This is a genomic window from Kribbella sp. NPDC004875, from assembly GCF_042873375.1.
Taxonomy (GTDB): domain Bacteria; phylum Actinomycetota; class Actinomycetes; order Propionibacteriales; family Kribbellaceae; genus Kribbella.
Genome location: NZ_JBIALI010000002.1, coordinates 90,355 through 117,349, shown reverse-complemented (window position 1 = coordinate 117,349; position 26,995 = coordinate 90,355). Strand labels below are relative to the sequence as shown.

The window sequence follows — 26,995 nt, the reverse complement described above, 5'->3', positions numbered from 1 at the left end:
CACCTCCCTGGGTCGCCGCCTATTGTGAAACACCGGACCTCACAGATTCGGGAGGCCACCCCCGACCGACGCGACGAGCTCGGTGAGCCGCTCGAACACCCGGTCGGCCCCGATGCCGTCGTGCTCGTACTCGTTCGTCACCCAGGCCTGCACGTTCCCGACCCGGTTCGCGGTGTCGAGCTGCAGCCCGGAGTCGACGTACATGTCGTCGAAGTACACCGCGGCCGCGACCGGTACGTCGTTCGCCGCGAGCCGCTCGAGGTCGTACAGCTCGGACCACGACGCCCGCTGCGCGAGCAGCTCGACCGCGCCCTGGAACGGCCGCAGCCCACGGATCTCCGCGAACATCCAGGGGTACATCATCTCGCCGGTGAACAGCAGCGGCCGGGCGTCCTCGGCGAACTCGGGACGGCGCGCCCGCTCGGATTCGGCCGCCCAGGCGGTTGCGCCGTCGCCGGAGCCGTAGATGCTCTCCTGAAGGGCGGCGAACAGCGGGTTCCCGAGGTACGAAGACGCTCCGAGCACCTGACCGAGGAAGGTATCCGAGAGCTGGTCGCCGTCGAAGGCCTCGTCGATCAGCCAGTGGATCCGCTCGTACCCCGGCTTCATCCCGAAGTCGATGCCGAGCGACTGGAACCGCCGTACCGTCAGCCGGTCACCGTCCGGCAGCCGTACGTCGTCACTCGCCAGCCGGTCCGCGATCCGGCCGACCCGCTCCACGTTGTGCGGGTACCGCCGGTAGAACTCGCGGTTCTTCGCGGCGACCCGCGGATAGGTACGCCGGTACACCTCGGCCGCCGAAGGATCGATCGATGCCAGCCCGCCGGTCACGTAGCAGGCTGACAGACCCTCCGGCGCCTTCGACAGGTAGGTGAGCGTCAGGAACCCGCCGTAACTCTGGCCGAGCGTCGACCATCGTTTGCCGCCGAACACGTTCTTCCGCAGGTACTCCGCGTCCGCGACGATCGAGTCGGCCCGGAAGCACGCCAGGTAGTCGGCACCTTCCTGCGCCGACATCGACGCCATCAGCCGGCCACTGACAGGCGTACTGCGGCCCGTCCCACGCTGGTCCATCAACACGACCCGGTACTTCTTCAGCGCCTGCCCGACCCAACCCGACGGACCGGTCGGACGCGGGCCCTTCCCGCCCGGACCACCCTGCAGGAACACCAGGCACGGCAGGTCCTCGTCCTTGCGGGTCGGGTCGACGAGCTCGCGCGCGAAGACCGTGATGGTCTTTCCTGGCTTCGACCAGTCCAGCGGCACCTCGGCAAGATGCTCCCGGACGTGCATTCCAGGAATTGTGTACTCAACCATGGCGTCTCCTCCGGCTGGCGTCCCACTCCGGGTTGATCCGCGGTACGGCGGCCAGCAGCGTCTTCGTGTATTCGTCCCGAGGCTCGCCGAACACCTGGTCCCGCGACCCCAGCTCGACGATTCTGCCTCGGTTCATCACCGCCACCCGCTGCGAGATCTGCCGGACGACGGCCAGGTCGTGCGCGATGAAGATATAGCTGAACCCGCTCTCCCGCTGCAGCCGCATCAGCAGCTCCAGCACCTGCGCCTGGATCGACACGTCCAGCGCCGACACCGCCTCGTCGCAGATCACCAGCTTCGGGCTCACCGCGAGCGCGCGGGCGATGCCGATCCGTTGCGCCTGCCCGCCGGAGAACTGCGCCGGGTACCGCCGGCAGTGGTCCGGGTTCAGGCCGACCCGCTCCATCAGCTCCTGCGTGAACGCCCGCCGCCCACCCTTCGGCGTGATGCCCTGGTAGGTCAGCGGCGCGGTGATGATCCGCTCGACGGTGTATCGCGGGTTCAGCGACGAGAACGGGTCCTGGAACACCACCTGCACGTTGTTCCGGAACGTCGCCAGGTCCTTGCCCTTGGCCCGTGTCACGTCCTGCCCGTCGAACTCGACCGTACCGCTGGTCGGCTCCAGCAACCGGGCCGCGATCCGCGCCGTGGTCGACTTCCCGCTGCCGGACTCCCCCACGATCGCCAGCGTTTCGCCGAGCTCGACGTCGAAACTCACCTCGTCGACGGCGGTGAACGTGGACTTCCGCGCCCTCGCCCCTTCGCCCCGGGTGACGAACTCCTTCGTCACGCCTCGTACCTTCAGCAAGGTCACAGCGCCACCTCGTCGTCGATCCGCGGTACGGCGTCCAGCAGCATCCGCGTGTACTCGTGCTGGGGATCGGAGAACACCGCTTCCGCCGTCCCATACTCGACCGGGTCACCCGAGCGCATCACCAGCACCCGCTGCGCGATCGAACTGATCACGGCGAGGTCGTGGGTGATGAAGACCATGCCGGTCCCGGTCGAGGTTTGCAGGTCGTGGAGGAGCTCGAGGATTTGGGCTTGCACCGTCACGTCGAGCGCGGTCGTCGGCTCGTCCGCGATCAGTAACGACGGCGAGCAGCACAGCGCCATCGCGATCATCACCCGCTGCCGCTGGCCACCGGAGAACTGGTGCGGGTAGTGGTCGACGCGGCGCGCCGGGTCCGGGATGCCAACACGTTCCAGCGCCTCGATCGCGACCTTGCGGGCGGTCTGCCGCGTCCCGCCTCGATGAGTCCGGTACATCTCGGAGATCTGCAGGCCCACGGTGTAGTACGGATTCAGCGACGACAACGGGTCCTGGAACACCATCGAGATGGCGTTGCCGCGGACGGATCGGAGCTCCCGGTCCGACCGTCCGAGCAGCTCGGCGCCGTCCAGCCTGACGCTCCCCGAGGTCCGGCCGCCGCGCGGCAACAGACCCAGGATCGCGAGCGCCGTCATCGACTTGCCGGACCCGGACTCGCCGACGATGCCCAGCGTCTCGTCCCGGCCGACCGTGAACGACACGTTCTTCACCACGTCGACCGGACCGCGGCTGGTCGGCAAGGTGACCGTCAGATCGTCGACGACGAACAACTGGCCGCTCATGACGTCACCACCCGGACCCGCGGATCCAGCGCGGTGTACAGCAGGTCGACCACAACGTTGCCAATGACGACGAAGAAGGCAGCCAGCAGCGTCACCGCCATGATCACCGGCTGGTCGTTCTTGGCGATCGAGTCGGCCGCCATCTTGCCGATCCCGTTCAGCCCGAACACGGTCTCGGTGATCAGCGCGCCACCGAGCAGCCCGGCGAAGTCCATCCCGAAGATCGTGGTGATCGGCGTCAGCGCGGGACGGAGCGCGTGCCGGCGCATGATCAGCGCACCGCTGAGTCCCTTGGCCCGCGCGGTCCGGAAGTAGTTCTCGGACAAGGTGTCGATCACGTTGCTCCGGGTCAACCGTGCGTACAGACAGGCGTAGCCGACGGCGAGCACGACCCACGGCATCAGGTACGACTCGAACCAGACGACCGGATTGCCGGAGAACGGCACCGCCGACGGGAAAGGCAGGATCTGCAGCTTCACGACCAGGACGTACTGCAGCACCAGAGCGAGCACGTAGTTCGGCACGCTGACGCCGCCGAGCGCGAGCCCCATCGCGGTGCGGTCCCACCAGGTCCCTTGCTTCACGGCGCTGACCAGCCCGCCGATCACGCCCGCGAGCAGCCAGAGTACGGCGGCACCGACCGCGACCGTGACGCTGACGGGAAGCCGTGCCGTGATCATGCTCCACACCGACTCGTTGGTCTGGAAGCTGTACCCGAGACACGGTGCCGGGCAATGCACCGACCCGTACTCGCGGCCCGCGAAGATCCCCCGCAGGAACTCCCAGAACTGCGTCAGGATCGGCTGGTTCAGCCCGAGCACGTCCCGGATCGAGTTGATCCGCTCCGGCGTACAGGTCTTCCCGCAGATCATCACGGCAGGATCCGGCGACAACTTGAAGAAGATCAGATACGTGAACAAACAAACGGCCAGCAGGATCAGGACGACACCCCCGAGCCGACCGAGCACATAGCGCATCATGCGGCTGCCTCCCCCTGGTCGATCAGGGTGCGGATCTTGTCGCCGAGGACCGTCAGCGAGAGGACGGTGAGGAACAGGAACAGGCCGGGGATCGCGAAGAACATCGGGTCGACCGAGTACCAGCTCACCGAGCTCGCGATCATCTGGCCCCAGGACGCGGTCGGCGGCGAGACGCCGACACCGAGGAACGACAGGCCGGCCTCGGTGCCGATGTAGCCGGGGATCGCGAGCGTCGTCATCACCACGATCGAGCCGCGCAGGTTCGGCAGGATCTCCCGGAACACCACCTGGGAGTCCTTCGCGCCGGACGCCCGCGCCGCCTCGACGAACTCCCGGTTCGCCAGCGTCATCGTCTGGCCGCGGATCACCCGGGCCAGGTACGGCCAGCCGAACGCGCTGATCACGACGACCAGCAGCACCGGCCGGTTCCCGGACGGCAGCGACGACAGGATCGCGATCATGAAGATCAGCGCCGGGAACGCCATCAGGAAGTCCATCAGCCGCGAGATCACCTGGTCGACCCAGCCGCGGTAGAACCCGGCGAGCATGCCGAGCACGACACCGAGGACCCCGGTCAGCAGAGTTGCCGACAGCGAAATCGTGATCGACACGCGCGCGCCGTACACGATCCGGGCGAAGAGGTCGCGGCCGTTCTGCGGCTCGACACCGAACCAGTGCGAGCCGCTGATCCCGCCGAGCGCACCCCGCGGCAGGCCGCCGAGGTCGGAGTTGATCGCGGCGGAGTCGAACTGGTAGGGCCCCCAGCCGCTGAGCTTGGTGATCAGCGGCGCCGCGATCGCCATCAGGACGACGAGCGCGAGGAACAGCACGCACGCGAGCGCACCCTTGTCCCGGGTGATCGTGGTCAGCACCCGCCGGGCCGAGGCGGGCGGCGCCGGTGGCCCGGACGGCACCGCCTCCTCGAGTTCGACGAGCGTCGGTGCAGTTGTCACTTGCCGGCGTCCTTGAGGCCGACCGACACCAGGTCGATGCCGCCGGAGAACCCGTCGTGCAGGTACGCGCCGCCGATGTTGGTACCGACCAGCATCAGCACCTTCTCGTAGAGCAGTGGGACGACCGGCGCGAGCGCCATGATCTGCTTGTCGAGGTCGCCGTACGCCTTGTTCGCGGCGGTCACGTCGGTGAGCTTGGAGATCTCGTCGATCTTCGCGTTCACGCCCGGGTCGTTCAGCTGCGCCAGGTTGGAGTTTCCCTTCGCGGTGATGTTGCGGCCGTCGAACAGCGGCGGCAGGAAGGTCGCGCCGGACGGCCAGTCCGGGCACCACCCGGTGATCGCGGCGTCATGCTGCTGCGAGGTCGTACCGATCACCTCGTAGTACGTGGCGGTGTCGATCGTGTTGATCTTGACCGTGATCTTCAGCGGCGCAAGGGCCTGCTGGATCGCGACCGCCATCGCCTGCATCTTCGGCTGCGCGCGGGTGTCGAGCGTCATCGTGAAGCCTCCTCCGAAGCCGGCTGCGGTCAGCAGCTTGCGGGCGCCCTCGACGTCACCCTTGCCGTCCGGGCTCGGGTACGGGTCGTAGTCCACCCGGCCGGTGATCGTCGGCGGCTGAATGCTGGTGGCGATCTCGGCCAGCGTCGACCCGCCGACCGCGTCACGCACGGTCTGCTTGTTCACCGCCAGGTTGATCGCCTGCCGGACCTTGACGTTGTCCAACGGCTTCTTGGTGGTGTTCAGCCCCATGTACGTCGTGCATCCGCCCAGACCGCTCATCGTGCGCTGCTTGAGCTGCGGCGTCTGGATCCGGGCCACGCTCGCGGCCTGGATCGTACCGGCGATCGCGTCGGCGTCCGTTCCCTGGCCGGCGATCATCCGCTCGTCGATCGTCGCCGGGTCGAGGCCGAACGTCCACTGGAACGCATCCGGATTCGCGGTCCGGACGTCGTCGGTCAACTTGTCCCACTTGTCGTTGCGGACCAGCTTCAGTGACGCACCCGGCTTGTAGTCGGCGAGCTTGTACGGACCGGACGAGATCGGCTTGCTGTCCAGCTGGTTGCCCGCGCCCTGGCCCTTCGGCACCGGGGTGAAGGTGTTCTGCGCGACCACACTGCCGAAGTCCGCGAACGGCTTCTTCAGGTGGAACACGATCGTCTTCGCGTCCGGCGTCTCGATCGTCGACAGATCACCGGACTTGTACGGGCCCTGGTACGTCGCGGGCGCCGCGATCAACTGCTTGGCGTACGGCGAGCCGATGCCGATCTCCGGATCCCAGGCCCGCGAGACGCCCCACTTCACGTCAGCGCTGGTGATCGGCGCACCGTTCTCGAAGAACAGGCCGTCCTTGAGCGTGAACGTCCAGGTCTTGCCACCGTCGGCCGGCTTGCCGGTGTCGGTCGCCAGGTCCGGGACGATCTTGGTGCCGTCCGCGCCCGGCGCGGCGCCCTGCGTGGTCAGCGTGCGATAGATCAACCGGTAGAAGTTGTTCACGCCGCCGTCGAACCCGCGCGCCGGGTCGAGGTGCGAGAACGCCGCGTTCGCGAGCACCTGGAGCGTGCCACCCTGCGCTGCCTTCGCCCCCGGACCGGCCGAGTCACTCTTCGTTCCGGAGGCGTTGCCGCCGCACGCAGTCAGCGCGAGCGCGGCCGACGCCACGAGCCCCACCAGCATCGAAGTTCTCTTCATCAGTTGTCTCTTTCGGTTCGCAGCCACACACGCATGGCCAGGGCCTGACGGTTTCCCCAGAGGAAGTACGGCGTGAGCGTCACGGGTACCTCATGTACGGCGGAGTCCTGGGGTTTATCGGTGATCACTGGGTAGAGCTCGGGAGACGCCGCGGTCGCGACGCCGCCGGTCACCTCCAGGACGACGTGGTCGTCGCGCTGTCGCGCGGTCGCCCGCGCGACGTTGGCCGGCTTCAGCAACAGGTCGTCCACAGGTGCGTTGACATCTTGTTGCTCGACGCAATAAACAAGCGGGCCGCGGGCAACTGCGATCGCACCCCGGGTCGCGTCGAGGTACGGGTGCGACCCGTGCGCCCGCGGAACCATCGGCAGCGTCAGCCGGAGTACGTCGCCGGCCTCGAAGCTTCGTCGGACCTCGGCCCAACCGGGGCCCACCTGTCGTCCGTCGAGGTCGGCGTTCGGACACCAGGCAGGGACACGCAGGGCGATGCCGCGTTCCCCGGTTGGCGCTTCCTCGACCGTGACCAGGATTTCGCCGTCCCACGGGTAGTTCGTGGCGACCGTGACGGTCACGTCGCCGGCGGTGATCCGGGCGTCGGCGTACACACCGACGTACACGGTGTTGTCGCGCTCGATCGCGACGTGGTCCTGGAGTTCGGACATCCAGCGGATGATGTTCGGCGGGCAGCACGGGCAGCCGAACCACGCTCGCCGGAGCAGCTCGCCACCGTCCTCGGCACCGGAACGCTGCTCGTGGTCGGGCCGCCGCTGCAGCGGGTTGTCGTAGAAGAACGCCGTACCGTCGGCGGACAGCCCCACCGCGTAGGCGTTGTACAGCACGGTCTCGTAGACATCGAGGTACGACGCCTTGCCGGTCGCGCGGAACATCCGCCAGGCCCACTGCATCGTCGCGATCGCTGCGCAGGTCTCGGCGTACGCCCGCTCGGACGGCAGCTCGTAGCGGTCGCCGATCGCCTCGTCGGAGTGCCGGCTGCCGAGCCCGCCGGTGAGATACAGCTTGGTGGCGACCATGTCGTCCCACAGCCGCTCGAGCGTGGCCAGCAGGCTCGGATCGCCGGTCTCCAGGTGGACGTCCGCGGCACCGGCGGCGAGGTACGCCATCCGTACGGCGTGGCCGGTGACCGACGGCAGCTCGCGGAACGGCACGTGGTCCTGGAAGTACTCCCCGGGAAAGATCGTGTGCTTGAGCTTCCCCTGCCCGCGGCGGTCGACGAACAACCGCGCCTGGGTGAGGTAGTCGGCGTTGCCGGTTTCTCGATAAAGCTCGACGAGCGCCATCTCGACCTCGGGATGACCGTCGACGACCTCCTCGCCGTGCACGCCGTACCGCCGCACGACCAGGTCCGCGAACCTGCCGGCGACGGTCAGCAGGCGGTCGTCGCCGAGCTGACGCCGAGCTGCGACGGCCGCCTGGATCAGGTGGCCGAGGTTGTACAGCTCGTGTCCCCAGCCGAGATCCGACCAGGGCTGCTTGGGCTGGTCCGGGTCCTGGAAGTACGAGTTCAGGTAGCCGTCGTCCGCCTGCGCCGCGGCGAGCAGCTCGACGACCTCGTCGAAGAACTCCCGCGCCCCGGCCGGCGCGGCCGACTCGTCAGGGCGGGCGATCTCGTAGGCGAGCCCCTCGAGCGTCTTGTAGAGATCCGTGTCCAGGAACGGGTACCGCCCGCGATACGGCCCGACCGACGGATCGGTCAGCCGGCGGAGGTTCTCCAGGTTCCCGGCCTTGCGCAGCTCCGCGATCGCGTGCGGGATCGTCGCCCGCCGGTTCCGCTGCTGCCAGCCATGCAGCAACCCGCCGGTGAGCTGCACGTCGATCTCTGTACCGTGTGACATTGCACAGACCTTAAGTGCAATGTCACACCTTGCCAACCCCTCACGGAAGACGTTTACACGCCGGAAACGAACCACGGCCGCGACAACTCAGTGGCCCCCCTCAGGCGCGATCGTGTGTCGCTCGACGTGGTCAGGCGGTCGTCGTCCGGATGGCGCTGCCCGCGACCATGCTTGCGGTCGGCGTGATCACCGTCCTGGTCCGACGCCGGCGCCGGTGAGTCAGCGGCGTCAGTGAGTCAGAGGCGAGGGTCCACCGGTTCGGACTCGAGGGCGAGGACGGCGAAGACGCACTCGTGGATCCGCCACAGGGGTTCGCCGCGGGCGGCGCGGTCGAGGGCCTCCAGGCCGAGTGCGTACTCGCGAAGCGCCAGCGAGCGTTTGTGGCCGAGGTTCCGGTCGCGCAACCGACTGAAGTTCGCCGGCTCGGTGTAGTCCGGCCCGTAGATCAGCCGCAGGTACTCCTGCCCGCGGACCTTCAGCCCCGGCTGCGCCATCCCCTTCGCCGTGCGGGTCAGGTTGGCGGCCGGCTTGACCACCATGCCCTCTCCCCCGGCGCCGGTGAGCTCTTCCCACCAACCGATCCCGGCATCCCAGGTGTCCGCGTCGACGAACAGCCGCCGGGTCGGCGTGATCAGTTCCGGGCCCGCGGCAACCATCCGGTCCGCGATCCCCAGGTGCCAGGCATGCGGCCGGTCCTGGTACGTCGTGCCCTCGGACGCGAGCACCTGGAACGGCGCCAGCCGCACACCGTCGAGTCCGTCGGTCGGCCAGCAGTACCGCCGGTACGCCTGCGTGAACCGCTCCGCATTGATCATCCGTTGCTCGTTCGTCGCGAGCAGCCGGCCGACATCCAGGCCCGCGGCCTGCGCGGACCGTAGCGCTGCGGTTGCTGCGGGCAACGATGTACGGGCGGCCGCGCCGACGGCGGCGTACTGGTTCCTGAGCAGGTCCTCGGCCTTCGCGCTCCACGGGAGCAGCTCGGTGTCGAGCAGCAGCCAGGACGTGTCCAGCTCCTCGAACACACCTGCCTTCTCGGCCACGGCACGCAGTCGGAGCAGGAGTTCGTCGGTCAGTCCGGCGTCGAAGAACGAGCGTCCCGTCCGGGTATGGATCGCGCCGCGGCCGGCCAGACCGAAGCGCTTCTCGGCGACGTCGTCGTCGCGCGTGAGCAGCACGACCGCGCGCGAGCCCATGTGCTTCTCCTCGCACACCAGCTCGGTGACACCCTGTCCGCGGAACGCCTCGAACGCCTGCCGCGGGTGCTCCAGCAACCCCGGCTCCGGCGAGGTCGCGACCGGGCTCATCGTCGGCGGCAGGTACAGCAGGAACCGCGGGTCGATCGCGAACCGGCTCATCACCTCGAGCGCTGCCCCGGCCTGCTCGGCCCGGACACTCAGCCGCCCGTGCGTCCCGGTCTCGATCACCCGGCGACCGGTGACGTCGGTCAGCTCGAGTACGTCGGGTTCGCGGTCCGGTGCCGTTGCCACGTGCAACGGTTTCGCCGGGGCGTAGTACTCCTCGGCTGCCTGCACCGACACGAGCTCACGCTCCGGGTACCGCAGTGCAGTCAAGGAGCCACCGAACACGCACCCCGTGTCGAGGCAGATCGTGTTGTTGATCCACTCCGGCTCCGGCGTCGGCGTGTGCCCGTAGACGACCGTCGCGCGACCGCGGTAGTCGTTCGCCCACGGGTAGCGCACCGGTAGCCCGAACTCATCGGTCTCCCCGGTCGTCTCGCCGTACAGGCAGAACGAGCGGACGCGGCCACTGGTGCGCCCGTGCATCCGCTCCACCAGGCCGGCGTGCGAGACGACCAGCTTGCCGCCGTCGAAGACGTAGTGCGAGATGAGCCCGTCGATGAAGGCCGCGACCTCCTCCCGGAACCCCTCCGACTCGAGCGCCAACTGCTCGAGCGTCGTCTCCAGACCGTGGCTGATCTTCACGTTCTTGCCGCGGAGCGCGCGCAGCAGCTTGTCCTCGTGGTTGCCCGGGACGCAGTACGCGTGGCCCGCGGCAACCATCCCCATCACCAGCCGGAGTACGCCGGGCGTGTCCGGACCGCGGTCGACCAGGTCACCGACGAAAACCGCCCGCCGGTCCGGGTGCACCGCGTCGACCGGCCGGCCGGCGGCGTCGCGGGTCAGCGTGTACCCGAGCTCGGTGAGCAGCCGCTCCAGCTCGGGACGACACCCGTGGATGTCACCGATCACGTCGAACGGACCGGTCTGGTCGGTCAGGTCGTTGTACAGCCGGGTGCGTTCGATGCTGACGGCATCGATCTCCTCGACGCTGTTCAGCACGTGCACGGTCCGGAAGCCCTCACGCTTGAGGCTGCGCAGACCACGCTTCAGCTGCGACCGTTGCCGGCCCACGACCTTCGCGCCGAACTGCCGGTCGGACCGCTGCTCGTTCCGCTCCACACAGACCCGCTCCGGTGGGTTCAGCACGATCGCGACCGGGAGTACGTCGTACTCGCGGGCCAGGTTCACCAGTTCCTTGCGGGCCTCCGGCTGCACGTTGGTCGCGTCGATCACGGTCAGCCGTCCGGCGGCGAGCCGCTTGCCCGCGATGAAGTGCAGCACCTCGAAGGCGTCCTTCGTCGCGGCCTGGTCGTTCTCGTCGTCGGACACCAGGCCGCGGCAGAAGTCGCTCGAGATCACCTCGGTCGGCAGGAAGTGCCTGCGCGCGAACGTGGACTTCCCGGAACCGCTCGCGCCCACGAGCACCACCAGCGACAGGGCAGGTACGTTGATCGCCATCACGCCTCCTCCCGCCGGAACAGGGCCAGCTGGGTCGGCGCACCGACCTCGGGATCGACCGCGCCGACCGGCCGGAACTCGACCTGATACCCGTACGTCGCCGCCACGTCGCGCGCCCAGCCCTCGAACTCGGCGCGAGTCCACTCGAACCGGTGGTCGGGATGCCGGAACCTGCCGGCGGGCAGCGACGGGAAGCGGACGTTGTACTCGCAGTTCGGCGTGGTCATCACGACGGCGCCCGGGCGCGCGGCCCGGAAGATCGACTGGGCCAGCGCGGGCAGCCGCGGTGGGTCGACGTGTTCGACGACCTCCATCAGCACAACCGCATCCAGGCCGGCGAGCCGCTCGTCGGCGTACGTCACCGAGGACTGCAGGAACTTCAGCCGGTCCCGCTGCCGGTCCGGCAGGTCGTCGTAGTGCAGCCGCCTCTTGGCGGCGACCATCGCCCGTACCGAAACGTCCGTGGCGATCAGCTCGCCGATCATCGGGTCCTTGAGCAGCTCGCCGACGAGGGCACCCTCGCCACAGCCGATGTCCGCGATCCGTCGCGCGCCGAGCTCTCGCAGTACGGCGGCGACAGTGGCGCGCCGCTCGATCGCCAGCGAAACCGTGCCTTCGTCCGGCGATTCCTCGACCAGCTCCTGACCGTCGGCCTCGGCGAGCCGTTCCAGGGCGGCGTCCGAAAGGTAGCGCCGGTGCGCGAGGTAGCGACGGGAGATCAGTTCCTTCTCGGGGTGTTCGGCGAGCCAGCCTTCACCCGCCCGGACGAGCTTGTCCACTTCGTCCGATCCGACCCAATAGTGCTTGGCGTCGTCGAGCACCGGGAGCATCACGTACAGGTGGTTCAGCGCTTCGGCCAGTCGTAGTACGCCGGTGAGGCGCAGGTCGACGTACCGCGAGTCACCCCACGCCGGGATCTCCGGATCGAGCGGCACCGGGCGGGCGTCGACGGTCCACCCGAGCGGCGCGAACAACCGTTGCGCCAGGTCGCCGCCGCCGTTGCACGGCAGCGCCGGGACGTGGATCTCCAGCGGGATCGCCCGCGCCGCGAGCTCCGGCCGGGCGTCGCAGCGGCCGTTCATCGCGGTCCGGAACAGCTTTCCGATGGCCACCGCGAGCAGGCTCGACGCGGCGTACGGGCGGTCGTTGACGTACTGGCCGAGCGTGAATCCTTCGGCGGCCTTGCCGCGACCGGCCTTCACCAGGCCGATCGGGTCGATCTCCAGCAGGACGGCCGCCGTACAGCGTTCCGCGGTCGCCTCGGGGTAGAACACATGGGCCGATCCGCCCGTGACGTCGATCACCTGCGGCCGCGCCGGGTTCTTGTGCAACAGGAACCCGAAGTCGCTCGCCGGGACGCCGACGCCGGCCAGATCGGTACCGAGGGTGAGGAACACCTGCAGTATTCGATCACGGCTCGATCATTGAGACACGCGGTTTGAGGGCTGGCGTGTTCGGGCAGATTCGATCTAGCTTGTTGTGAGAAGATGAGTCGCTACAGACCGTCCTTCCCCGCTGACACTCTGTACACGTCCCCGGTTTGTGGCGAAAGCCCACCCACGTCGCAACGGGGAAAGGATCATGGCAACTCATTCACGCCCCGCGGGGTGTCGCCGGTGAAACCTCAGACCTTCGAACTCGTCCGTTACACCGACATCAGCGGGGTTTCCGGGACCGGTGTCGTCGCCGAAGGATGTGTCTTCACCGACGGTTCGGTCGCGCTCCGCTGGCACGGACCGAATCCGTCGACGGCCGTCTGGCCGGACCTTGACTCCATCGTCGCCGTCCACGGCCACAGCGGTGCCACCGTGGTGCGCTGGCTGGACATCTCCGAGATGGAACCGGTCCCCGGCACCGACCTACTGCCCGGCGAACTGACCCACATCCTGGCGACCGGCCGGCATACCCACGAGCCGACGGCCGCGTCGGCCTGAACCACAGCACCCGCACGCGTCAGGGGGTCAGGCCCGTGAGGGCGAAGAACTCCTGACGCGAGCTGGGGTTGTTCCGGAGTACGCCGTGCAGCGCCGACGTGACCGTCCGCGAACCCATCGCACGGACGCCCCGCAGCGACATGCACTGGTGCTCGGCCTCGATCACGACGCCGACACCCTTCGGGTCCAAGTGGTCCTGCAGCCAATCGGCGACCTGCTTGGTCAGCCGCTCCTGGACCTGGAAGTCGCGGGCGAACAGCTCCACCACCCGGGCCAGCTTCGACAGCCCGAGGATCCGGTCGCCCGGCAGGTACCCGACATGGGCGACGCCCTCGAACGGCAGCAGGTGGTGCTCGCACAGCGACTGCACCGGGATGTCCTTGGCCAGGACGAGTTCGTCGTACCCCTCGTCGTTCGGGAAGGTGGTGAGCTCGAACTCGCGCGGGGTGAGCATCTCGGCGTACGCGTTCGCGACCCGGCGCGGGGTGTCCGCGAGGTGCGTGCTCTGCGGATCCCGCCCGAGGGCGGTCAGCAGGTCCGCGACGGCGCGCTCCGCGGCGGGAAGATCGATCTCCTCCCGGCGGGCGACGATATGGAGGGGGACGGACTCGAGGTCGGCCGAGATCGCCATCTGCACACTCCCTGAGAAATCAACGAACAGCCATCATACTGTTTGTCCAACCGATGTTGTCGATAGAATCATTCCGTGGACATCTCCTGGGACGCGTCTCTTCAGGCGATCGCCGTGCTGGAGGAGCCGACCCGGCGGCGCCTCTACGAGTACGTCGCGGGCGCCCCGGCCGCGGTCAGCCGGGACGACGCCGCGACCGCCCTCGGCATCCCGCGGACCACGGCCGCGTTCCATCTGGACCGGCTGACCGAGGAGGGCCTGCTCGACACCTGCTACGAGCGCCGGACCGGACGCACAGGGCCCGGCGCGGGTCGGCCCGCCAAGCTGTACCACCGCTCCGAGCGCGAGATCGAGATCAGCCTCCCCGAACGCCAGTACGCCGTCGCGGGCCATCTGCTCGCCGCGGCGATCCAGGACGCCGAAACCACTGGCCGCACGCCACGAGAAGCCGTCAACCGCCGGGCAAAGGAGTACGGCGAAACGCTCGCCCGCACCGCCGAAGCCCGCGGAGAGCAACTGGAGCAGGTCCTCGAGGCGCACGGGTTCGAGCCTCGGGTGGAGGGGGGCCGGATCGCGTTGGGGAACTGTCCGTTTCGGCGGTTGGCGAAGGAGCATCCGCAATTGGTCTGCGGGATGAACCTGCATCTGGTCGCCGGCCTGCTGACCGGCCTCGACTCCCCGTTCCGAGCGGAACTCGCCCCCACAGCCGGCCACTGCTGCGTCCGGATCAGCGGACCTGCACCACTCACCAACCCCGCGAACGGCAGCCGGCCGAACGACCGCTGAGCGCGAGGCCCTGCGCGGACGCCCGCTTGGTGAGTGCTGGAGATCCGCCCAGGTCAAGCCGTGCCGTGGCGGTCCCGACAACTAAGCTCGACCCGTGGCGAAGGCTAAGCAGGCGCAGGGCACTCCGGCGACGGTCGCGTTGACGAAGGCGAAGGTCGCGTTCACGACGCACACCTACGAACACGACCCGGCGGCCAAGTCGTACGGGCTGGAGGCCGCCGAGGCGCTCGGGCTGGCGCCGGAGCAGGTGTTCAAGACCCTGCTCGTCGAGGTCGACGGGAAGCTCGCCGTCGGCGTCGTACCGGTCGGGAAGCAGCTCGACCTGAAGGCGATCGCGGCCGCGGCTGGTGGCAAGAAGGCGGTGATGGCCGACCCGGCCGCCGCCGAACGCAGCACCGGGTACGTCGTCGGCGGGATCAGCCCGATCGGCCAGAAGCGCACGTTGCCGACGGTCGTCGACAACACCGCCACCGAGCACCCGACGGTCTACGTCTCGGGCGGCCGGCGCGGTCTCGACATCGGCCTGTCCCCCGACGCGCTGATCTCCGTGACCCGGGCGCGAACGGCGGCCATCGCCCGCTGACAGCCGACGCGCACGCCGGGGCCGGCCTCAGGCGAGCAGTCTGCGTAGCGCGGTCGGAGTGTGTCCGAAGTGTTCGCGCATGGTTCGGCACAGGTGGGCTTGATCGGCGAAGCCGAGGTCGGCAGCGAGCACGGCAAGGCCCGGTTCGCCGCCCTCCAGCCGGTCCAGTGCGCGGGCTACGCGGACTCGGTTGCGGTAGCGGGTGAGCGAGACCCCGAGTTCGCGGGTGAAGGCCCGGCTGAGACGGTAGGGCGAGACGTCCAGCAGTTGAGCAAGCGGAATCAACCCCGTCGCGGCAGGGTGACCATCGCTGATCACGCCGCGGGCGTGCGCTACCAGCGCCCGGTCACCGGCGCCGGCGGGGTCGCCGTCCGGAATGGTCGTGGTCACTACCTGCCGGACGACCTCCGCCACCAGGCCCAGCAGTCCTTCGACCGCCGCGTAGTCGGTGTCAGCGGCGCGAGCGGCGGCCACGAGTTGCCGATGGGCGAGCTCGAGGCTGCCCTGCACGTACACTGACGAGCCGACGAGCCGTGGCGCCTCGCCGGCCAAAGACCGCCAGAGCGCGGATGTCAGGCTGATCGAGGTGCACCTGTCGCCACCAGCGGGATGAGCGAACTGCTCCTCCTCACCGGGCAGGCCGAGGTAGCCGACGGTGTGGTCGAGGTCCGCGCAGACGCCGCGGACGCGCCGGCGGAACCCGCCCTGGCGCACGAACACGAGCCGCACGTCCTCGCGCGGCTCCTCACTCGTCCAGCCGCGATGATCGTCTCGACAGTCCACCGCCGTGACGGTGAAGTCCGGACTGGTAGCGAGGTCGGCGAAGGCGAGCACCTCCGGATGCTATGCGGTGGGTCCGACAGTCCCGCAAGGATCTTCAAGACCGGGGGCCGGCTTCGGTGCAGGCTTGTCGCATCGAACCTCGAGCACAGTGACCACAGGTAGGAGCCATGGCGTCCATCAGCAAAGAAATCGTGATCGAGTCCAGTGCCGAGGAGGTGTGGGAGGTGATCGGCGACTTCACCGGCGGTCCGTCGCGGATGGCGCCGGGATTCGTGCAGGACACCCAGGTCGAGGCCGACTGCCGGATCGTCACCTTCACCGACGGCACTGTGGTCCGGGAACGACGGGTCAGCGTCGACGACGACGCGCGCCGGATCGTCTACACGGTTGTCGACGGCAACGTTCGGCCGGAGCACGACAACGCGTCCATGCAGGTTGTCGCCGACGCCGAGCGGCGGTGCCGACTGGTGTGGATCCGCGACGTGCTGCCCGACGAACTGGCCACGCCGATGGCCGACGCGATGACGCACGGCCTGAGCGTGATCAAACGGACCCTTGGCGACGCCCGCGATCCGCAGGAGGGATCGCGGGCGCGTGATGTCCCCGACCGGACCTAGCTCTGGCCGCGCCGGGCGAGCGTCGCGTCGCGGAGCTTCTCCAGCACCGCGACGGTGGTGTCCCAGCCCATGCAGGCGTCGGTGATCGACTGGCCGTAGGTCAGCTCCCGGGTCGGGTCGAGTTCCTGGCGGCCTTCCTGCAGGAACGACTCCAGCATCACGCCGACGATCGCCTTGTTGCCGGCCGCAACCTGCGCGCCGATCTGCTCGGCGACGACCGGCTGCCGGCGGTGGTCCTTGCGGCTGTTGCCGTGGCTGGCGTCGACGACGACCCGCTCGGGCAGGCCCGCCGTGCGGAGCAGCTCGACGGCACCGGCGACGGACTCCGCGTCGTAGTTCGGGCCGCCGTCCGAGCCACGCAGTACCAGGTGGCAGTCCGGGTTGCCGCGGGTGTGCAGGATCGCAGGGGCGCCGTCGTGGTCGATACCGGTGAAGACGTGCGGTACGGCGGCGGCCTTGATGGCGTCGACCGCGGTGGCGATCGAACCGTCGGGGCGGTTCTTCATCCCGATCGGCATCGACAGACCGGAGGACAACTGGCGGTGCACCTGGCTCTCGACGGTCCGCGCACCGATCGCACCCCACCCGACGGTGTCGGCGATGTACTGCGGGGTGATCGGGTCGAGGAACTCGCAGCCGACCGGGAGACCGAGTTCGGTGACCTGCACGAGGAGCTGCCGGGCGATCCGGAGCCCGCGGTTCACGTCACCGGAGCCGTCCAGGCCGGGGTCGTTGATCAGCCCCTTCCATCCGAGGGTCGAGCGCGGCTTCTCGAAGTACACCCGCATCACGACCAGGAGGCCGTCGGACAGGCGCTCGGCGACCGGCCGGAGGCGTCCGGCGTACTCGAGGGCGGCGTCGGCGTCGTGCACCGAGCACGGACCGACCACGACCACGAGCCGGTCGTCGACGCCGTTCAGTACGTCGGCCACGGCCTGCCGGCCGTCGGCGACGGTCCGGGCCAGGTCGTCACCGAGCGGGAACTCGTCGTGCAGCGCCTGCGGGGTGACCAACGGGACGGTCTTCTCGATCCGTCGGTCGACGACGCGCGTCTGTTCGCTCGGTCGGGGAAGGGTGTTCATGGGGGACCTTTCCGCCGGTCGCCACGAAGCGTCGCAGTCAGCCGGCTGGGAACGAGAAAAGGCAAGGACGGATGTCCTTGCCTTCGTGCCGGCTCTGGTGTCTGCGGTGGGCGTCAGCGATCGGCTGAGTCGCCCGGCACCAAGGCCGGCCACTCAAAAAATCGCCAATAGCTGCGCTTCACGGGACCGACAATAGCACCCAGGAACATCCGCCCCGGAGTAACCATCGGCGGTGTGGGCTCGTTGAGGGCTGCAAGACGGGTCGAGACATCGGGGAGTGCTGCAGGTGGTGAGGCCGCGGACCTTTGAGTTGGTGCGGTACCGGGATCCCAGTGGGGTGTCGGGGACCGGCGTGGTGGCGGAGGGGTGTGAGTTCACCGACGGATCGGTGGCCCTGCGCTGGCGCGGCGACAACCCGGCGACAGCCGTCTGGCCGAACGTCGAGGCGATCCTCGCCGTGCACGGCCACCAGGGCGCGACCGAGATCCGCTGGCTCGACGCGCAGGCCGCGCCGACCGCGCCGCGGGCCGGTCTCGACAACCTCTTCGACGAGCTGCACCAGATCCGCCCGTCCGCGGTCACCGACCCGCTCGCACCGCCCGGTCACCCGCGCGGATGGGCGGCGGCCCGGCATCTCCGGTAGAACATGCCCGTGACGCAGATCTACCTGGTCCGGCACGGTGAGCCGGACTACGCGCCGATCGATTCCCGGGGCTGGCCGGGAATGGCGGCCGACTCCGCCCCCCTCACCGCCGTCGGGATGAAGCAGGCCGAAGACCTTGCCGACCTGCTCGGCGGCATCCGCGCGACGTACCTGGTCAGCTCGCCGTTCACGCGAGCCCTGCACAGCGCCGCGATCATCGGCCACCGGCTGGCCCTCGGCGTGAAGGTCGACCACGACCTGCGCGACTGGCTGCCGGACCACCACGGGCTCTGGCGCGGCGCCGCCGACGTCCGCGCGGCGCAGGCCGAGTTCGAGGCGTACGACGGTGAGTGGCCCGACGGCATGCAGCGCCCGTGGGAGCCGCTCTCGCGGGTTCGCGAGCGGGCCCGCGCGGCCCTCGCCCGGCACACCGCGAGCACCGACGGACCGGTCCTGGCGATCACCCATGCGACCGTGATCCGGGCCTTGACGGGCGAGCGGAACACCGCTCACGGGGCGCACGAGTACTACCGCTACGACCCTTCGAACGGCGCCTGAAGCATCTGCACGTGCAGCTGATCATGCATCGCTGAAGTGACTCATGTCACACATGGTGGTGACGTGAACACGCCTGCCGCCTGAAAACGCCCGATCACGGCCCGCGACGGCCCGCGCTGATAACAAATGGCCCGAACTTCGAGACAACAAGGGTTGAACTACGTAAGAGATGAGCATAGTTTTCACCGAGCGCCCGTCCGCGCTCACGGTGAGTCAAGGAGGTTGCCATGTCGAGAGGGATGCCTCGCCTGCCCCGCCCGCTCATGGATCTGTGGGACTGGCAGTCACAAGCTGCTTGCCGGGACGTCAACCCGGAGCTCTTCTTCTCACCCGAGTCGGAGCGTGGCGTTCGCAAACGCGCTCGCGAGATGGTGGCCAAGTCGCTGTGCGGCACGTGCCCGGTGCAGCCGGAGTGCCGGCAGCACGCCCTGTCCGTCGGTGAGCCCTACGGCGTGTGGGGCGGCACCACGGAGTCGGAGCGCGACAACCCCGTTCTCCCGGAGCACCGCAAGTCGGCCTAGCTGTCTCGAGCCTGCGTCAGGCAGTCCCGTCGTCTTCCGTCGGTGAGTCACCGGAGTCCTTCGGCTTCGGCGTGTCCTCGGGGTCCTCGGGCTCCGGTGGCTTCACGGTGGTGCGCGGGTCCCGGTAGCGGTCCAGGGACTTCAGGAAGTCCGGATCGTCGTCGGGCGCCAGCGGCCGGCTGAGCGGCCGCGCCGAGGGTCGTCGTACGACGGGCTCGGTACGCGCACCCTGGGCCCGTGAGATCAGCAGCCAGATGATCGGGCCCGCGAACGGGACGAACACGATCAGGACGATCCACACCAGCTTGGGCAGGTGCGGCACATCCTCGTCGGGTGTCTGGATGCAGGAGAACAGCGCATACACGGTGAGCACGAGGCTGATCAGGAACGGCAGAAATCGAACCACGTTCCAACAGTACGGTGCGGACCCGATCAGCGGGCGGAGGCGGTGAGTCCCCGCGCGCGCAGCACGCTGTTCTCCAGCGGCCGGAAGACCAGCAGCTCGATGCCGACGCCGACCACGAAGATCAGCACGATCCCGGCAAACACCATCGAGATGTCCGACAGCGACATGCCGTTGTGCAGGAACTGGCCGAGGCCCTCCCCGAGCTCCGGAGAGGTCGCGATCAGTTCGGCCGCCATCAGCGACCGCCAGGAGAACGCCCAGCCCTGCTTGAGCCCGCCCAGGAACCCGGGCAGGGCCGCGGGCAGCAGGATGTACCGGATGCCGCTCAGCCGGCCGGCCCCGAGTGCCTTGCCGACCCGCGGCAGGATCGGCGGCACCTGGTCGAGCCCGGACACCAGCCCGTTCGCGATCGACGGCACCGCGCCGAGCAGCACCACCCAGTAGATCGCCCGGTCGTTCAGCCCGAACCAGAGGATCGCGGCCGGCACCCACGCCACCGACGGCAGGCTCTGCAGCCCCGAGATCAGCGGCCCGATCCCCCGCCGGACCACCTGGACGTTCGCGATCGCGAGCCCCAGCGGTACGGCGATCACCAGCGAGATCGCGAACCCGATGACGGCGCGGTGCACGGACACCCAGAACAGTTCGAGGATCTTGCCCGTGGTCACCAGCTGCCAGATCTGGCTCCACACGTCGATCGGCGCCGGCAGCTTGAACTCGGGCCAGAACGCCGCCGCCCACAATGCCTGCCAGATCGCCACCAGGACGACGATCGCCCCGACGGGCGGGAGGACGCGGGCGGCGATCCGCCGTACCCGCGATCCTTCGGGGGCGAGGACCGGGGTGTCGAGGGCGTCCAGGCCGGCTTCGACCGAACCTTCGTGGACCTCAAGCTGCGGCATGACTGCTGATCACCTTCCGCAGCGCCGTGTTGATCTCGTCCACTGCGTCGGGTGCGTCCTCGACGTCCCACTCGCGCACGACCCGCCCCGGCCGCGACGACAGCAGTACGACGCGTTGCCCGAGCCGCACCGCCTCTCGGACGTCGTGCGTGACGAAGAGGATCGCCGTACCGGTGGCCTCCCAGATGCGAAGCAGCTCGCCCTGCAGCACGTCGCGCGTGATGGCGTCGAGCGCGGAGAACGGCTCGTCCATCAGCAGCAGTGACGGCTTTCCGGCGTCACCGCTGTCGGTCGTGGACGCCAGCGCACGGGCCAGGGCGACACGCTGGCGCATGCCGCCGGAGAGTTCGTGCGGCCGCTTGTCGCCGACGCCGCCGAGCCGCACGAGCTCCAACAGTTCCGCTGCCTTCGCCCGGCGTTGCCCCTTCGGTACGCCGGCCATTCGCAGCGGCAGCTCGACATTTCCGGCAGCCGTCAGCCACGGCATCAGCGCGGCCTCCTGGAAGACGACGGCCGGACGTGAGGAGTTGATCTCGATGCGTCCGCTGGTCGGCCGGTCCAGACCCGCGACCAGGTTCAGCAGCGTCGTCTTGCCGCAGCCGGACGCACCGAGCAGGCAGACGAACTCCCCCGCACCGACCTCGAGGTCGACACCGTCGAGAGCGACAACCGCTGTGCGGCCGGCGCCGAACGCCTTGCCTACTTGATGAAACCGCACCGGGCTGAGTTGGCCGGGCGGCGCGTCCACGATGGCGGTCATGGGGTCTCCTTACTTACTTGGCGTCCAGGCCGGCGGCGTCGACCGTCGGCTTGCCTGCCTTGCCGAGTACCTCGTTGAGCGGCCCCAGGTCCGCGAAGCCGGCCACCGCCGGCGCTTCCTTCGCGATCCCCGCGGTGACCTGGTCCTTGGCCAGCTGCGGGAACGTGGACGCGATCGGGTCCGCGGTGATCTGGATGTGCTCGAAGGCGCGGTCGATGACGGCGGGCTTGAGCGCCTTGCCGGTCGCGGCCTTCAACTGGTCGTTCACCACGGTCTTCGCGTCGGCGGTGTTCGCCGTACTGAAGTCGATCGCCGCGACCAGGCCGGACAGCAGCGCCTTCACCGTCTCCGGGTGCTCCTTCAGGAACTGCGTCCGGACGATCAGGACGGTGGTCGGGAACTTCCCGTCCGGCCACAGCGACGCCTCGTCGAGCAGCACCTTCGCGCCGGCGTCCAGGACCAGCCGCGACGACCACGGTTCGGGCAGCCACGCCGCGTCCACGTCACCCTTCTTGAACGCGTCGAGGGTCTGCGCGTTCTCCAGGTTCGTCACCTTGACCTTGCCGGTCAGGTTCTTCTCGGCGAGCCACTTCTTCAGCGACACGTCCTGGGTGTTGCCGAGCTGCGGCGTGACGACGGTCTTGCCGATCAGGTCCTCGGGCTTGGTGATCGTCGGCTTCACCACGAGCTGCGCGCCGCCGGACGTCGTACCGGCGATCAGCCGGACCGCTTCACCGTTGGACTTCGCGTAGGCGTTGATGGCGGGGCCGGAGCCGATGAAGGACGCGTCCAGCGAGCCGCCGAGCAGTGCGCCGACGGCCTCGGGGCCGGCGTTGAACTTGGTCGGCACCAGCTTGGTGCTGCCGAGCTCCTTGGTGAACAGGCCGTTGCCGAGTCCGACCAGCGCGGCGGCGTGGGTGACGTTCGGGAAGTACCCGAGCCGCAGCTCGGTGGCGGGACCCTTGTCGGTCGATGCAGCGGCGGTGTCGTCGCTGCCCCCGGCGCGCGAGCAGCCCGCGGCGGCGACGGTCAGTGCGACAGCGGCGGCGAGCAGGCGGAACGGACGGATGGCGGAGATACTCACAGGTTTGCCTTTGTCTTGAAGGACTTCGAGGAAGGAGAAGCTCAGGAAACGGGCTCGAGCTCGCGCTCGTCGACGAGCGGCTCCGATGCGGTACGCCGAGCCGCGGTGCGGACGCCGTACGTGACGATCGCGGCCCACCCGAGGACGAGCCCGGCGTAAGCGGCGTACCGCAGGCCCGTGGTGACGTCGAGACCGTTCAGGACCGTGCGGGCGTTGGTCAGGACCAGCACGAGACCGACGCCGACACCCAGCCAACGGGTGGCGAGGCGGGACACCAGCCAGGCGGCCAGCGGCGCGGCGATCACACCGCCGATCAGCAGCGCGGCGACGATGCCGAATGGCAGGTGCTTGCCGCCGAGGCCGAACAGGAAGCCGAGGCTCGCGGCGATCGACACTCCGAACTCGGCGGCGTTCACCGAACCGACCGCGCGCCGCGGCGCCAGCTTGCCGCTGGACAGCAGCGCGGAGTTCGCGACCGGGCCCCAGCCGCCACCACCGGTGGCGTCGATGAAGCCGGCCACCAGACCGAGCGGCCCGAGGAACTTGCCCGCCGGACGGCCCTCGATCACCGCACGGACCTTCCCGGTGCCGAAGCGGACCAGGATGTAGACGCCGAGTAGGAGCAGCAGTCCGGCGACCCACAGCGATGCCGACTCGGTCGACAGGCTGGACAGGAACGTCGCACCGGCGAACGCCCCGACCGCGCCGGGCGCACCGATGAGCGCGACGACGCGCCAGTCGACGTTGCCGAACCGCCAGTGCGACAGGCCGGAAGCCAGCGTGGTGCCGACCTCGGCCAGATGGACCGAGGCGGAGGCGACGGCCGGGCTGATCCCGGTGATCAGCAGGGCGGTACTGGCGGTGACGCCGTACGCCATGCCGAGGGTGCCGTCGACGAGTTGGGCGATCGAGCCCAGCAACGCGATCAGGATGAGACGACGCACAGAACTGCTCCTACGGGTCGGAAGGAGTCGGGCGGTGTCGAGGGAACGACGCCGGGGTCAACAACCCGAGGAGTTCACGCGCAGCAGATCGACGTGCCGGCGCCGCGTGAGGGCGTCTCCGGGCGCGTTCGCGACGATCTGCATAGGACCATGAAAGCGGACAAAGTCGAGCAAGATGCTCAGGTTTCAGCATCTGGACCTGTCAATCACCAACCGAGACCGGCGATCATTTGTGATCATCGTCCGGTTCTGGTCAGAAGGTTGATCGCGCTCGGCGCGCGTACCTAGGGTCCTAACCGTGCTGACACCTCGATCTCTCCAGACCGAGTACGCCGTCCGACCGATCGGCGTCGACATCCCCAAGCCCCGGTTCAGCTGGGTCGCCGACGCCTCCGGGTACGGCGCGACGCAGACGGCGTACCAGATCCTGGTCGCCTCGGCGCCGGAGTTGCTGACGGCCGAGCAGGCCGACGTGTGGGAGTCGGGGAGGATCGACTCGGCGCGGACCTTCGGGATCGAGTACGACGGCCCCGCCGCGGCGCGGACCCGGTACCACTGGACCGTCCGGCTGTGGGACGGCGACGACCAGGCCGGTGAGTGGGCTGCACCGGAATTCTTCGAGACCGGTCTGCTCGAGGAGGGTTTCGGGAGCGCGCAGTGGATCGGCGGCACGACCGACAGCGCTCCCCTGCTGCGCCGCGCGTTCACCGTCGACGGGACCGTTCGGCGCGCGCGGCTCTACTCGAGCGGCCTCGGGTACGCCGACCTGCGACTCAACGGGCACGCGGTGAGTGACGCCGTACTCGACCCTGGTTTCACCGCCTACGACCGCACTGTTCTCTATACGACGCACGACGTGACCGACCTACTGCAGTCCGGCGACAACGTCGTCGGCGCCGAGCTCGGCCGCGGATTCTTCGGCATGACCTCGGTGAACGTCTGGCGCTGGCACGACACGCCGTGGACCGCCGACCCGCGGCTGATCGCTCGCCTGGTCGTCGAGTACGACGACGGTCGCGTGGCCGAGGTGGTCACCGACGAGTCGTGGCGCATCACCGGCGGACCGACGCTGTCCGACTCGCTGTACCTCGGCGAGACGTACGACGCCCGCCGCGCACTCCCCGGCTGGGACGCCGCCGGCTTCGACGACTCGAGCTGGTCACCGGCGAGCCTCGTCGAGGCGCCGCGCGGGACGATGAGGGCTCAGGCGCACGAGCCGATCCGGGTGATCGAGACCGTCGACCCGGTCGAGGTCACCGAGGTGCGACCAGGTGTGTGGATCGCTGACTTCGGGCGGACGGTCGCCGGGTGGACGCGGTTGTCGGTGACGGCCGCGGCCGGGACGACCGTCAGTCTCACCCACGGCGAGACGGTTGCTGACGGCAACGTTGCTGCGTGGAACGTGCATGTTGACGGCGACCGGATCCAGCGCGACGAGTACATCGCGGCCGGCACCGGCGTGGAGACCTGGGAGCCGAAGTTTTCGTACAAGGGCTTCCGGTACGTGCAGATCGAGGGCGCGCCGGCCGACGTCCGGATGCGGGTCGTGAACTCGGACGTCCCGTCGGTGACCCGGTTCAGCTCGACGCAGGCGCCGTACGAACAGTACGAGCGGGCGATGCGGCGGACGATCCTCAGCAACCTGCACGGGATCCCGACGGACACCCCGTACTTCGAGAAGAACGGCTGGACCGGGGACGCGCAGGTCGGGGCGCCGACGATGCTCGCGACCCTCGGCCTCGCGCGGTTCTTCACCAAGTGGCTCGGCGACATCCGCGACAGCCAGGCGGAGTCGGGGCAGCTGCCGGTGATCGTGCCGTCGAGCGGCTGGGGTTTCACCGACCTCTCCCCCGCGACCGAGTGGCCGACCGTCTACCCGTTCCTGCTCCGCGAGATGTACCGCTGGTACGGCGACGAGCGGCTGCTCCGCGAGCACTGGGACGCCCTCACCCGCTACCTCGCCTGGGAACTCGACCGCGTCGAGGACGGACTGTCGGTGAGCGTCCTCGGCGACTGGCTGCCGCCCGGTTTCGGCAGCGGCCCGGCCCCGGAGGACCGGCGCCTGACGGGTACGGCGTACCTCTACCGGGCGCTCGTCGTCGCGGCAGAGATCGGCGATGTGATTGGACAGCCCAACGAGTACCGCAAGGCTGCGCAGGAACTCGCGGACGGGCTGAACCGGGCGTTCCTGGATCGCACCGAAGGCCGCTACCGCACCGAGAAGGACCCGGACTACCGGCAGACGTCCAACGCCGTGCCGCTGGCGTTCGGGATCGTCCCCGAGGACATGGTCGATCGCGTCGCGGCCAATCTCGCCGCGGACGTCGAGGCGCGCGGGTTCCACCTCAACACCGGCTGCCTGGGCGTCGGCGTCCTGCTGCCGGTGCTCACCGAACACGGGTACGGCGACGTGGCGACGAAGGTCGCGCTGCAGCGGACCTTCCCGAGTTGGGGGTACTGGTTCGAGCTCGGCGCGGACACCATGTGGGAGAAGTGGGAGGACGACTCGCGGTCGCGAAACCACTACTTCCAGGGCACGGTCGTGCAGTGGATCTTCGAGAACGTCACGGGCCTGCGGGTGATCGACGCGGGCGCCGAGCGGATCGTGATCCGGCCCGACGCGCGCGCCGAGGTGAACTCGGCGAGCATCCGCACCGAGACGATCCGCGGCCGGGTGTCGGTGTCCTGGAAGCAGAACGGCCGGGTGCTCTCGCTGGAGGTACAGGTCCCGGTCGGTACGATCGCCGAGGTACATGTCCCGTCCGAGGCGGCCGAGCACGTGGAGGCCGTACCGCGATCGTTCGCCGACGCGCCGGCGTACCGGGATGGCTACGCCGTCTACACCGTCGGCGCCGGGCAGTGGGCGTTCACGAGCCGGTCGGCGTGACCTTGCGGTAGATGAGGTCGCGGACCTCGCGACCCTCGGCCTGCGCGCGGGACTCGAACTTGGTGACCGGCCGCCATTCGGGCCGCGGGGCCCAGCCGTCGTACTGGTTCCGCAGCGACGGCTCGGCCTCGCAGACCTCGAGCATCCGGTCCGCGTAGTCCGCCCAGTCCGTTGCCAGGTGCAACGTCCCGCCGGGCTCGAGCCGCGACGTGATCAGCCCGACGAACGGCAGTGTGACCAGCCGGCGCTTGTGGTGCCGCTTCTTCGGCCACGGGTCCGGGAAGTAGATGCGCACGCCGGCCAGCGCGCCGGGAGCGACGTGGTCGCGGAGGAAGTCCAGTGCGTCGCCCTGCAGCAGGCGGACATTGTCGAGGTCGTACTTCTCCACCCACAGCATCAGCTGGCCGAGACCGGCCGGGTAGACCTCGGCGGCGACGTGGTTCACGTCCGGTGCGGCGACGGCGAGCTGGGCGGTCGCCTCACCCATCCCGGAGCCGATCTCCAGCACGGTCGGCGCGCTCCGCCCGAACCACTCGCTCAGGTCCAGCTCACCCGGCGGCAGGTCCTCCTGCGTCCGGCCGAGCTCCGCCCAGCGCGTCGCCCAGACCCGCTTCTGTCCCACCGTCATCCGCACACTGCGCCGGACGGTGCTGAAGACACCCGCCTGCCTGACCTGATCCACAGCTTCCACCAGCAGGAGTGTATTC

27 protein-coding genes are annotated in these 26,995 nt (G+C 69.1%); 8 read left to right on the top strand and 19 right to left on the bottom strand.

The annotated features are described in order from the left end of the window. Positions 1-39 precede the first annotated feature (39 nt). The 9 genes from ACFYRH_RS11705 to ACFYRH_RS11665 form a co-directional block, all read right to left on the bottom strand. Positions 40-1,317: an alpha/beta fold hydrolase gene (locus ACFYRH_RS11705; protein WP_387772079.1), complete on the bottom strand. Its 1,278-nt coding sequence runs from the start codon at positions 1,315-1,317 to the stop codon at positions 40-42. Next, positions 1,310-2,131, bottom strand: a complete 822-nt coding sequence (locus ACFYRH_RS11700; RefSeq protein ID WP_387772076.1) for an ATP-binding cassette domain-containing protein — start codon at positions 2,129-2,131, stop codon at positions 1,310-1,312. Before ACFYRH_RS11700 ends, ACFYRH_RS11705 begins: the two co-directional genes overlap by 8 nt. Then, positions 2,128-2,931: an ABC transporter ATP-binding protein gene (locus ACFYRH_RS11695; RefSeq protein WP_387772073.1), complete on the bottom strand. Its 804-nt coding sequence runs from the start codon at positions 2,929-2,931 to the stop codon at positions 2,128-2,130. Before ACFYRH_RS11695 ends, ACFYRH_RS11700 begins: the two co-directional genes overlap by 4 nt. Further along, on the bottom strand, positions 2,928-3,911 hold the full coding sequence (locus ACFYRH_RS11690; RefSeq protein ID WP_387772070.1) for an ABC transporter permease: 984 nt from the start codon (positions 3,909-3,911) through the stop codon (positions 2,928-2,930). The genes ACFYRH_RS11695 and ACFYRH_RS11690 overlap by 4 nt, the downstream gene beginning before the upstream one ends. After that, on the bottom strand, positions 3,908-4,864 hold the full coding sequence (locus ACFYRH_RS11685) for an ABC transporter permease (RefSeq protein WP_387772067.1): 957 nt from the start codon (positions 4,862-4,864) through the stop codon (positions 3,908-3,910). Before ACFYRH_RS11685 ends, ACFYRH_RS11690 begins: the two co-directional genes overlap by 4 nt. Further along, entirely contained in the window at positions 4,861-6,555 is a 1,695-nt protein-coding gene (locus tag ACFYRH_RS11680) for an ABC transporter substrate-binding protein (protein ID WP_387772064.1), read from the bottom strand. Before ACFYRH_RS11680 ends, ACFYRH_RS11685 begins: the two co-directional genes overlap by 4 nt. Beyond that, entirely contained in the window at positions 6,555-8,408 is a 1,854-nt protein-coding gene (locus ACFYRH_RS11675) for a glycoside hydrolase family 127 protein (protein ID WP_387772061.1), read from the bottom strand. Before ACFYRH_RS11675 ends, ACFYRH_RS11680 begins: the two co-directional genes overlap by 1 nt. Before the next feature lie 236 nt (positions 8,409-8,644). Then, positions 8,645-11,167, bottom strand: a complete 2,523-nt coding sequence (locus ACFYRH_RS11670; RefSeq protein WP_387772058.1) for a polynucleotide kinase-phosphatase — start codon at positions 11,165-11,167, stop codon at positions 8,645-8,647. Then, positions 11,167-12,564 (bottom strand): 3' terminal RNA ribose 2'-O-methyltransferase Hen1, encoded by a 1,398-nt coding sequence (locus ACFYRH_RS11665; protein ID WP_387772055.1) that lies wholly within the window; start codon positions 12,562-12,564, stop codon positions 11,167-11,169. The genes ACFYRH_RS11670 and ACFYRH_RS11665 overlap by 1 nt, the downstream gene beginning before the upstream one ends. 219 nt (positions 12,565-12,783) lie before the next feature. On the opposite strand from ACFYRH_RS11665, the gene ACFYRH_RS11660 reads away from it, so the two are divergent. Continuing rightward, the gene (locus ACFYRH_RS11660) at positions 12,784-13,101 is read left to right on the top strand and encodes a hypothetical protein (protein ID WP_387772052.1); all 318 of its coding nucleotides are present in this window, start codon (positions 12,784-12,786) and stop codon (positions 13,099-13,101) included. A gap of 19 nt (positions 13,102-13,120) precedes the next feature. On the opposite strand, the gene folE is transcribed toward ACFYRH_RS11660, so the two are convergent. Then, positions 13,121-13,732 carry a GTP cyclohydrolase I FolE gene (gene folE / locus ACFYRH_RS11655; protein ID WP_387772049.1) on the bottom strand — a complete coding sequence of 204 codons (612 nt, stop codon included), beginning with the start codon at positions 13,730-13,732 and terminating at the stop codon, positions 13,121-13,123. 75 nt (positions 13,733-13,807) lie between these two features. On the opposite strand from folE, the gene ACFYRH_RS11650 reads away from it, so the two are divergent. Both ACFYRH_RS11650 and ybaK read left to right on the top strand, forming a co-directional pair. Next, positions 13,808-14,518: a helix-turn-helix transcriptional regulator gene (locus ACFYRH_RS11650; RefSeq protein WP_387772046.1), complete on the top strand. Its 711-nt coding sequence runs from the start codon at positions 13,808-13,810 to the stop codon at positions 14,516-14,518. Between the two features lie 94 nt (positions 14,519-14,612). Next, a complete protein-coding gene (ybaK, locus tag ACFYRH_RS11645) occupies positions 14,613-15,101 on the top strand; it encodes a Cys-tRNA(Pro) deacylase (RefSeq protein WP_387772043.1) in 489 nt (162 codons plus the stop codon). A 27-nt stretch (positions 15,102-15,128) separates the two neighbouring features. On the opposite strand, the gene ACFYRH_RS11640 is transcribed toward ybaK, so the two are convergent. Further along, positions 15,129-15,935: a helix-turn-helix domain-containing protein gene (locus ACFYRH_RS11640; protein WP_387772040.1), complete on the bottom strand. Its 807-nt coding sequence runs from the start codon at positions 15,933-15,935 to the stop codon at positions 15,129-15,131. Positions 15,936-16,051: 116 nt separating this feature from the next. On the opposite strand from ACFYRH_RS11640, the gene ACFYRH_RS11635 reads away from it, so the two are divergent. Further along, positions 16,052-16,501 (top strand): SRPBCC family protein, encoded by a 450-nt coding sequence (locus ACFYRH_RS11635; protein WP_387772037.1) that lies wholly within the window; start codon positions 16,052-16,054, stop codon positions 16,499-16,501. Here ACFYRH_RS11635 and ACFYRH_RS11630 read toward each other — a convergent pair. Next, positions 16,498-17,583 (bottom strand): 3-deoxy-7-phosphoheptulonate synthase, encoded by a 1,086-nt coding sequence (locus ACFYRH_RS11630; protein ID WP_387772034.1) that lies wholly within the window; start codon positions 17,581-17,583, stop codon positions 16,498-16,500. The two genes, ACFYRH_RS11635 and ACFYRH_RS11630, sit on opposite strands and share 4 nt — an antisense overlap. Before the next feature lie 313 nt (positions 17,584-17,896). Between ACFYRH_RS11630 and ACFYRH_RS11625 the strand changes: the two genes are divergently transcribed. The 3 genes from ACFYRH_RS11625 to ACFYRH_RS11615 all read left to right on the top strand — a co-directional run bounded on the left by ACFYRH_RS11625 (position 17,897) and on the right by ACFYRH_RS11615 (position 19,305). Then, entirely contained in the window at positions 17,897-18,226 is a 330-nt protein-coding gene (locus ACFYRH_RS11625) for a hypothetical protein (protein WP_387772031.1), read from the top strand. A gap of 9 nt (positions 18,227-18,235) precedes the next feature. Then, positions 18,236-18,784, top strand: coding sequence for a histidine phosphatase family protein (locus ACFYRH_RS11620; RefSeq protein WP_387772028.1), 549 nt, complete (start codon positions 18,236-18,238; stop codon positions 18,782-18,784). A 227-nt stretch (positions 18,785-19,011) separates the two neighbouring features. Beyond that, positions 19,012-19,305 (top strand): WhiB family transcriptional regulator, encoded by a 294-nt coding sequence (locus tag ACFYRH_RS11615; protein WP_141862871.1) that lies wholly within the window; start codon positions 19,012-19,014, stop codon positions 19,303-19,305. Positions 19,306-19,321: 16 nt separating this feature from the next. Here ACFYRH_RS11615 and ACFYRH_RS11610 read toward each other — a convergent pair whose 3' ends face one another. The 6 genes from ACFYRH_RS11610 to ACFYRH_RS11585 are packed head-to-tail and all read right to left on the bottom strand — an operon-like array spanning position 19,322 to position 23,545. After that, positions 19,322-19,711, bottom strand: coding sequence for a PLD nuclease N-terminal domain-containing protein (locus ACFYRH_RS11610; RefSeq protein ID WP_387772024.1), 390 nt, complete (start codon positions 19,709-19,711; stop codon positions 19,322-19,324). Between the two features lie 26 nt (positions 19,712-19,737). After that, entirely contained in the window at positions 19,738-20,613 is an 876-nt protein-coding gene (locus tag ACFYRH_RS11605) for an ABC transporter permease (protein WP_387772021.1), read from the bottom strand. Then, a complete protein-coding gene (locus tag ACFYRH_RS11600; RefSeq protein ID WP_387772018.1) occupies positions 20,600-21,373 on the bottom strand; it encodes an ABC transporter ATP-binding protein in 774 nt (257 codons plus the stop codon). The genes ACFYRH_RS11605 and ACFYRH_RS11600 overlap by 14 nt, the downstream gene beginning before the upstream one ends. 13 nt (positions 21,374-21,386) lie before the next feature. Further along, positions 21,387-22,457, bottom strand: coding sequence for an ABC transporter substrate-binding protein (locus ACFYRH_RS11595; protein ID WP_387772015.1), 1,071 nt, complete (start codon positions 22,455-22,457; stop codon positions 21,387-21,389). 41 nt (positions 22,458-22,498) lie between these two features. Next, complete coding sequence (locus ACFYRH_RS11590) at positions 22,499-23,401, bottom strand: sulfite exporter TauE/SafE family protein (protein WP_387772012.1); 903 nt, start codon at positions 23,399-23,401, stop codon at positions 22,499-22,501. Positions 23,402-23,458: 57 nt separating this feature from the next. Next, positions 23,459-23,545, bottom strand: coding sequence for a putative leader peptide (locus tag ACFYRH_RS11585; RefSeq protein ID WP_387775242.1), 87 nt, complete (start codon positions 23,543-23,545; stop codon positions 23,459-23,461). 154 nt (positions 23,546-23,699) lie between these two features. Here ACFYRH_RS11585 and ACFYRH_RS11580 point away from each other — a divergent pair, with 154 nt between their 5' ends. Next, a complete protein-coding gene (locus ACFYRH_RS11580; protein WP_387772009.1) occupies positions 23,700-26,288 on the top strand; it encodes a family 78 glycoside hydrolase catalytic domain in 2,589 nt (862 codons plus the stop codon). On the opposite strand, the gene trmB is transcribed toward ACFYRH_RS11580, so the two are convergent. Beyond that, positions 26,269-26,979, bottom strand: coding sequence for a tRNA (guanosine(46)-N7)-methyltransferase TrmB (gene trmB, locus ACFYRH_RS11575; protein WP_387772006.1), 711 nt, complete (start codon positions 26,977-26,979; stop codon positions 26,269-26,271). The genes ACFYRH_RS11580 and trmB overlap by 20 nt on opposite strands. Between the last annotated feature and the right edge of the window lie 16 nt (positions 26,980-26,995).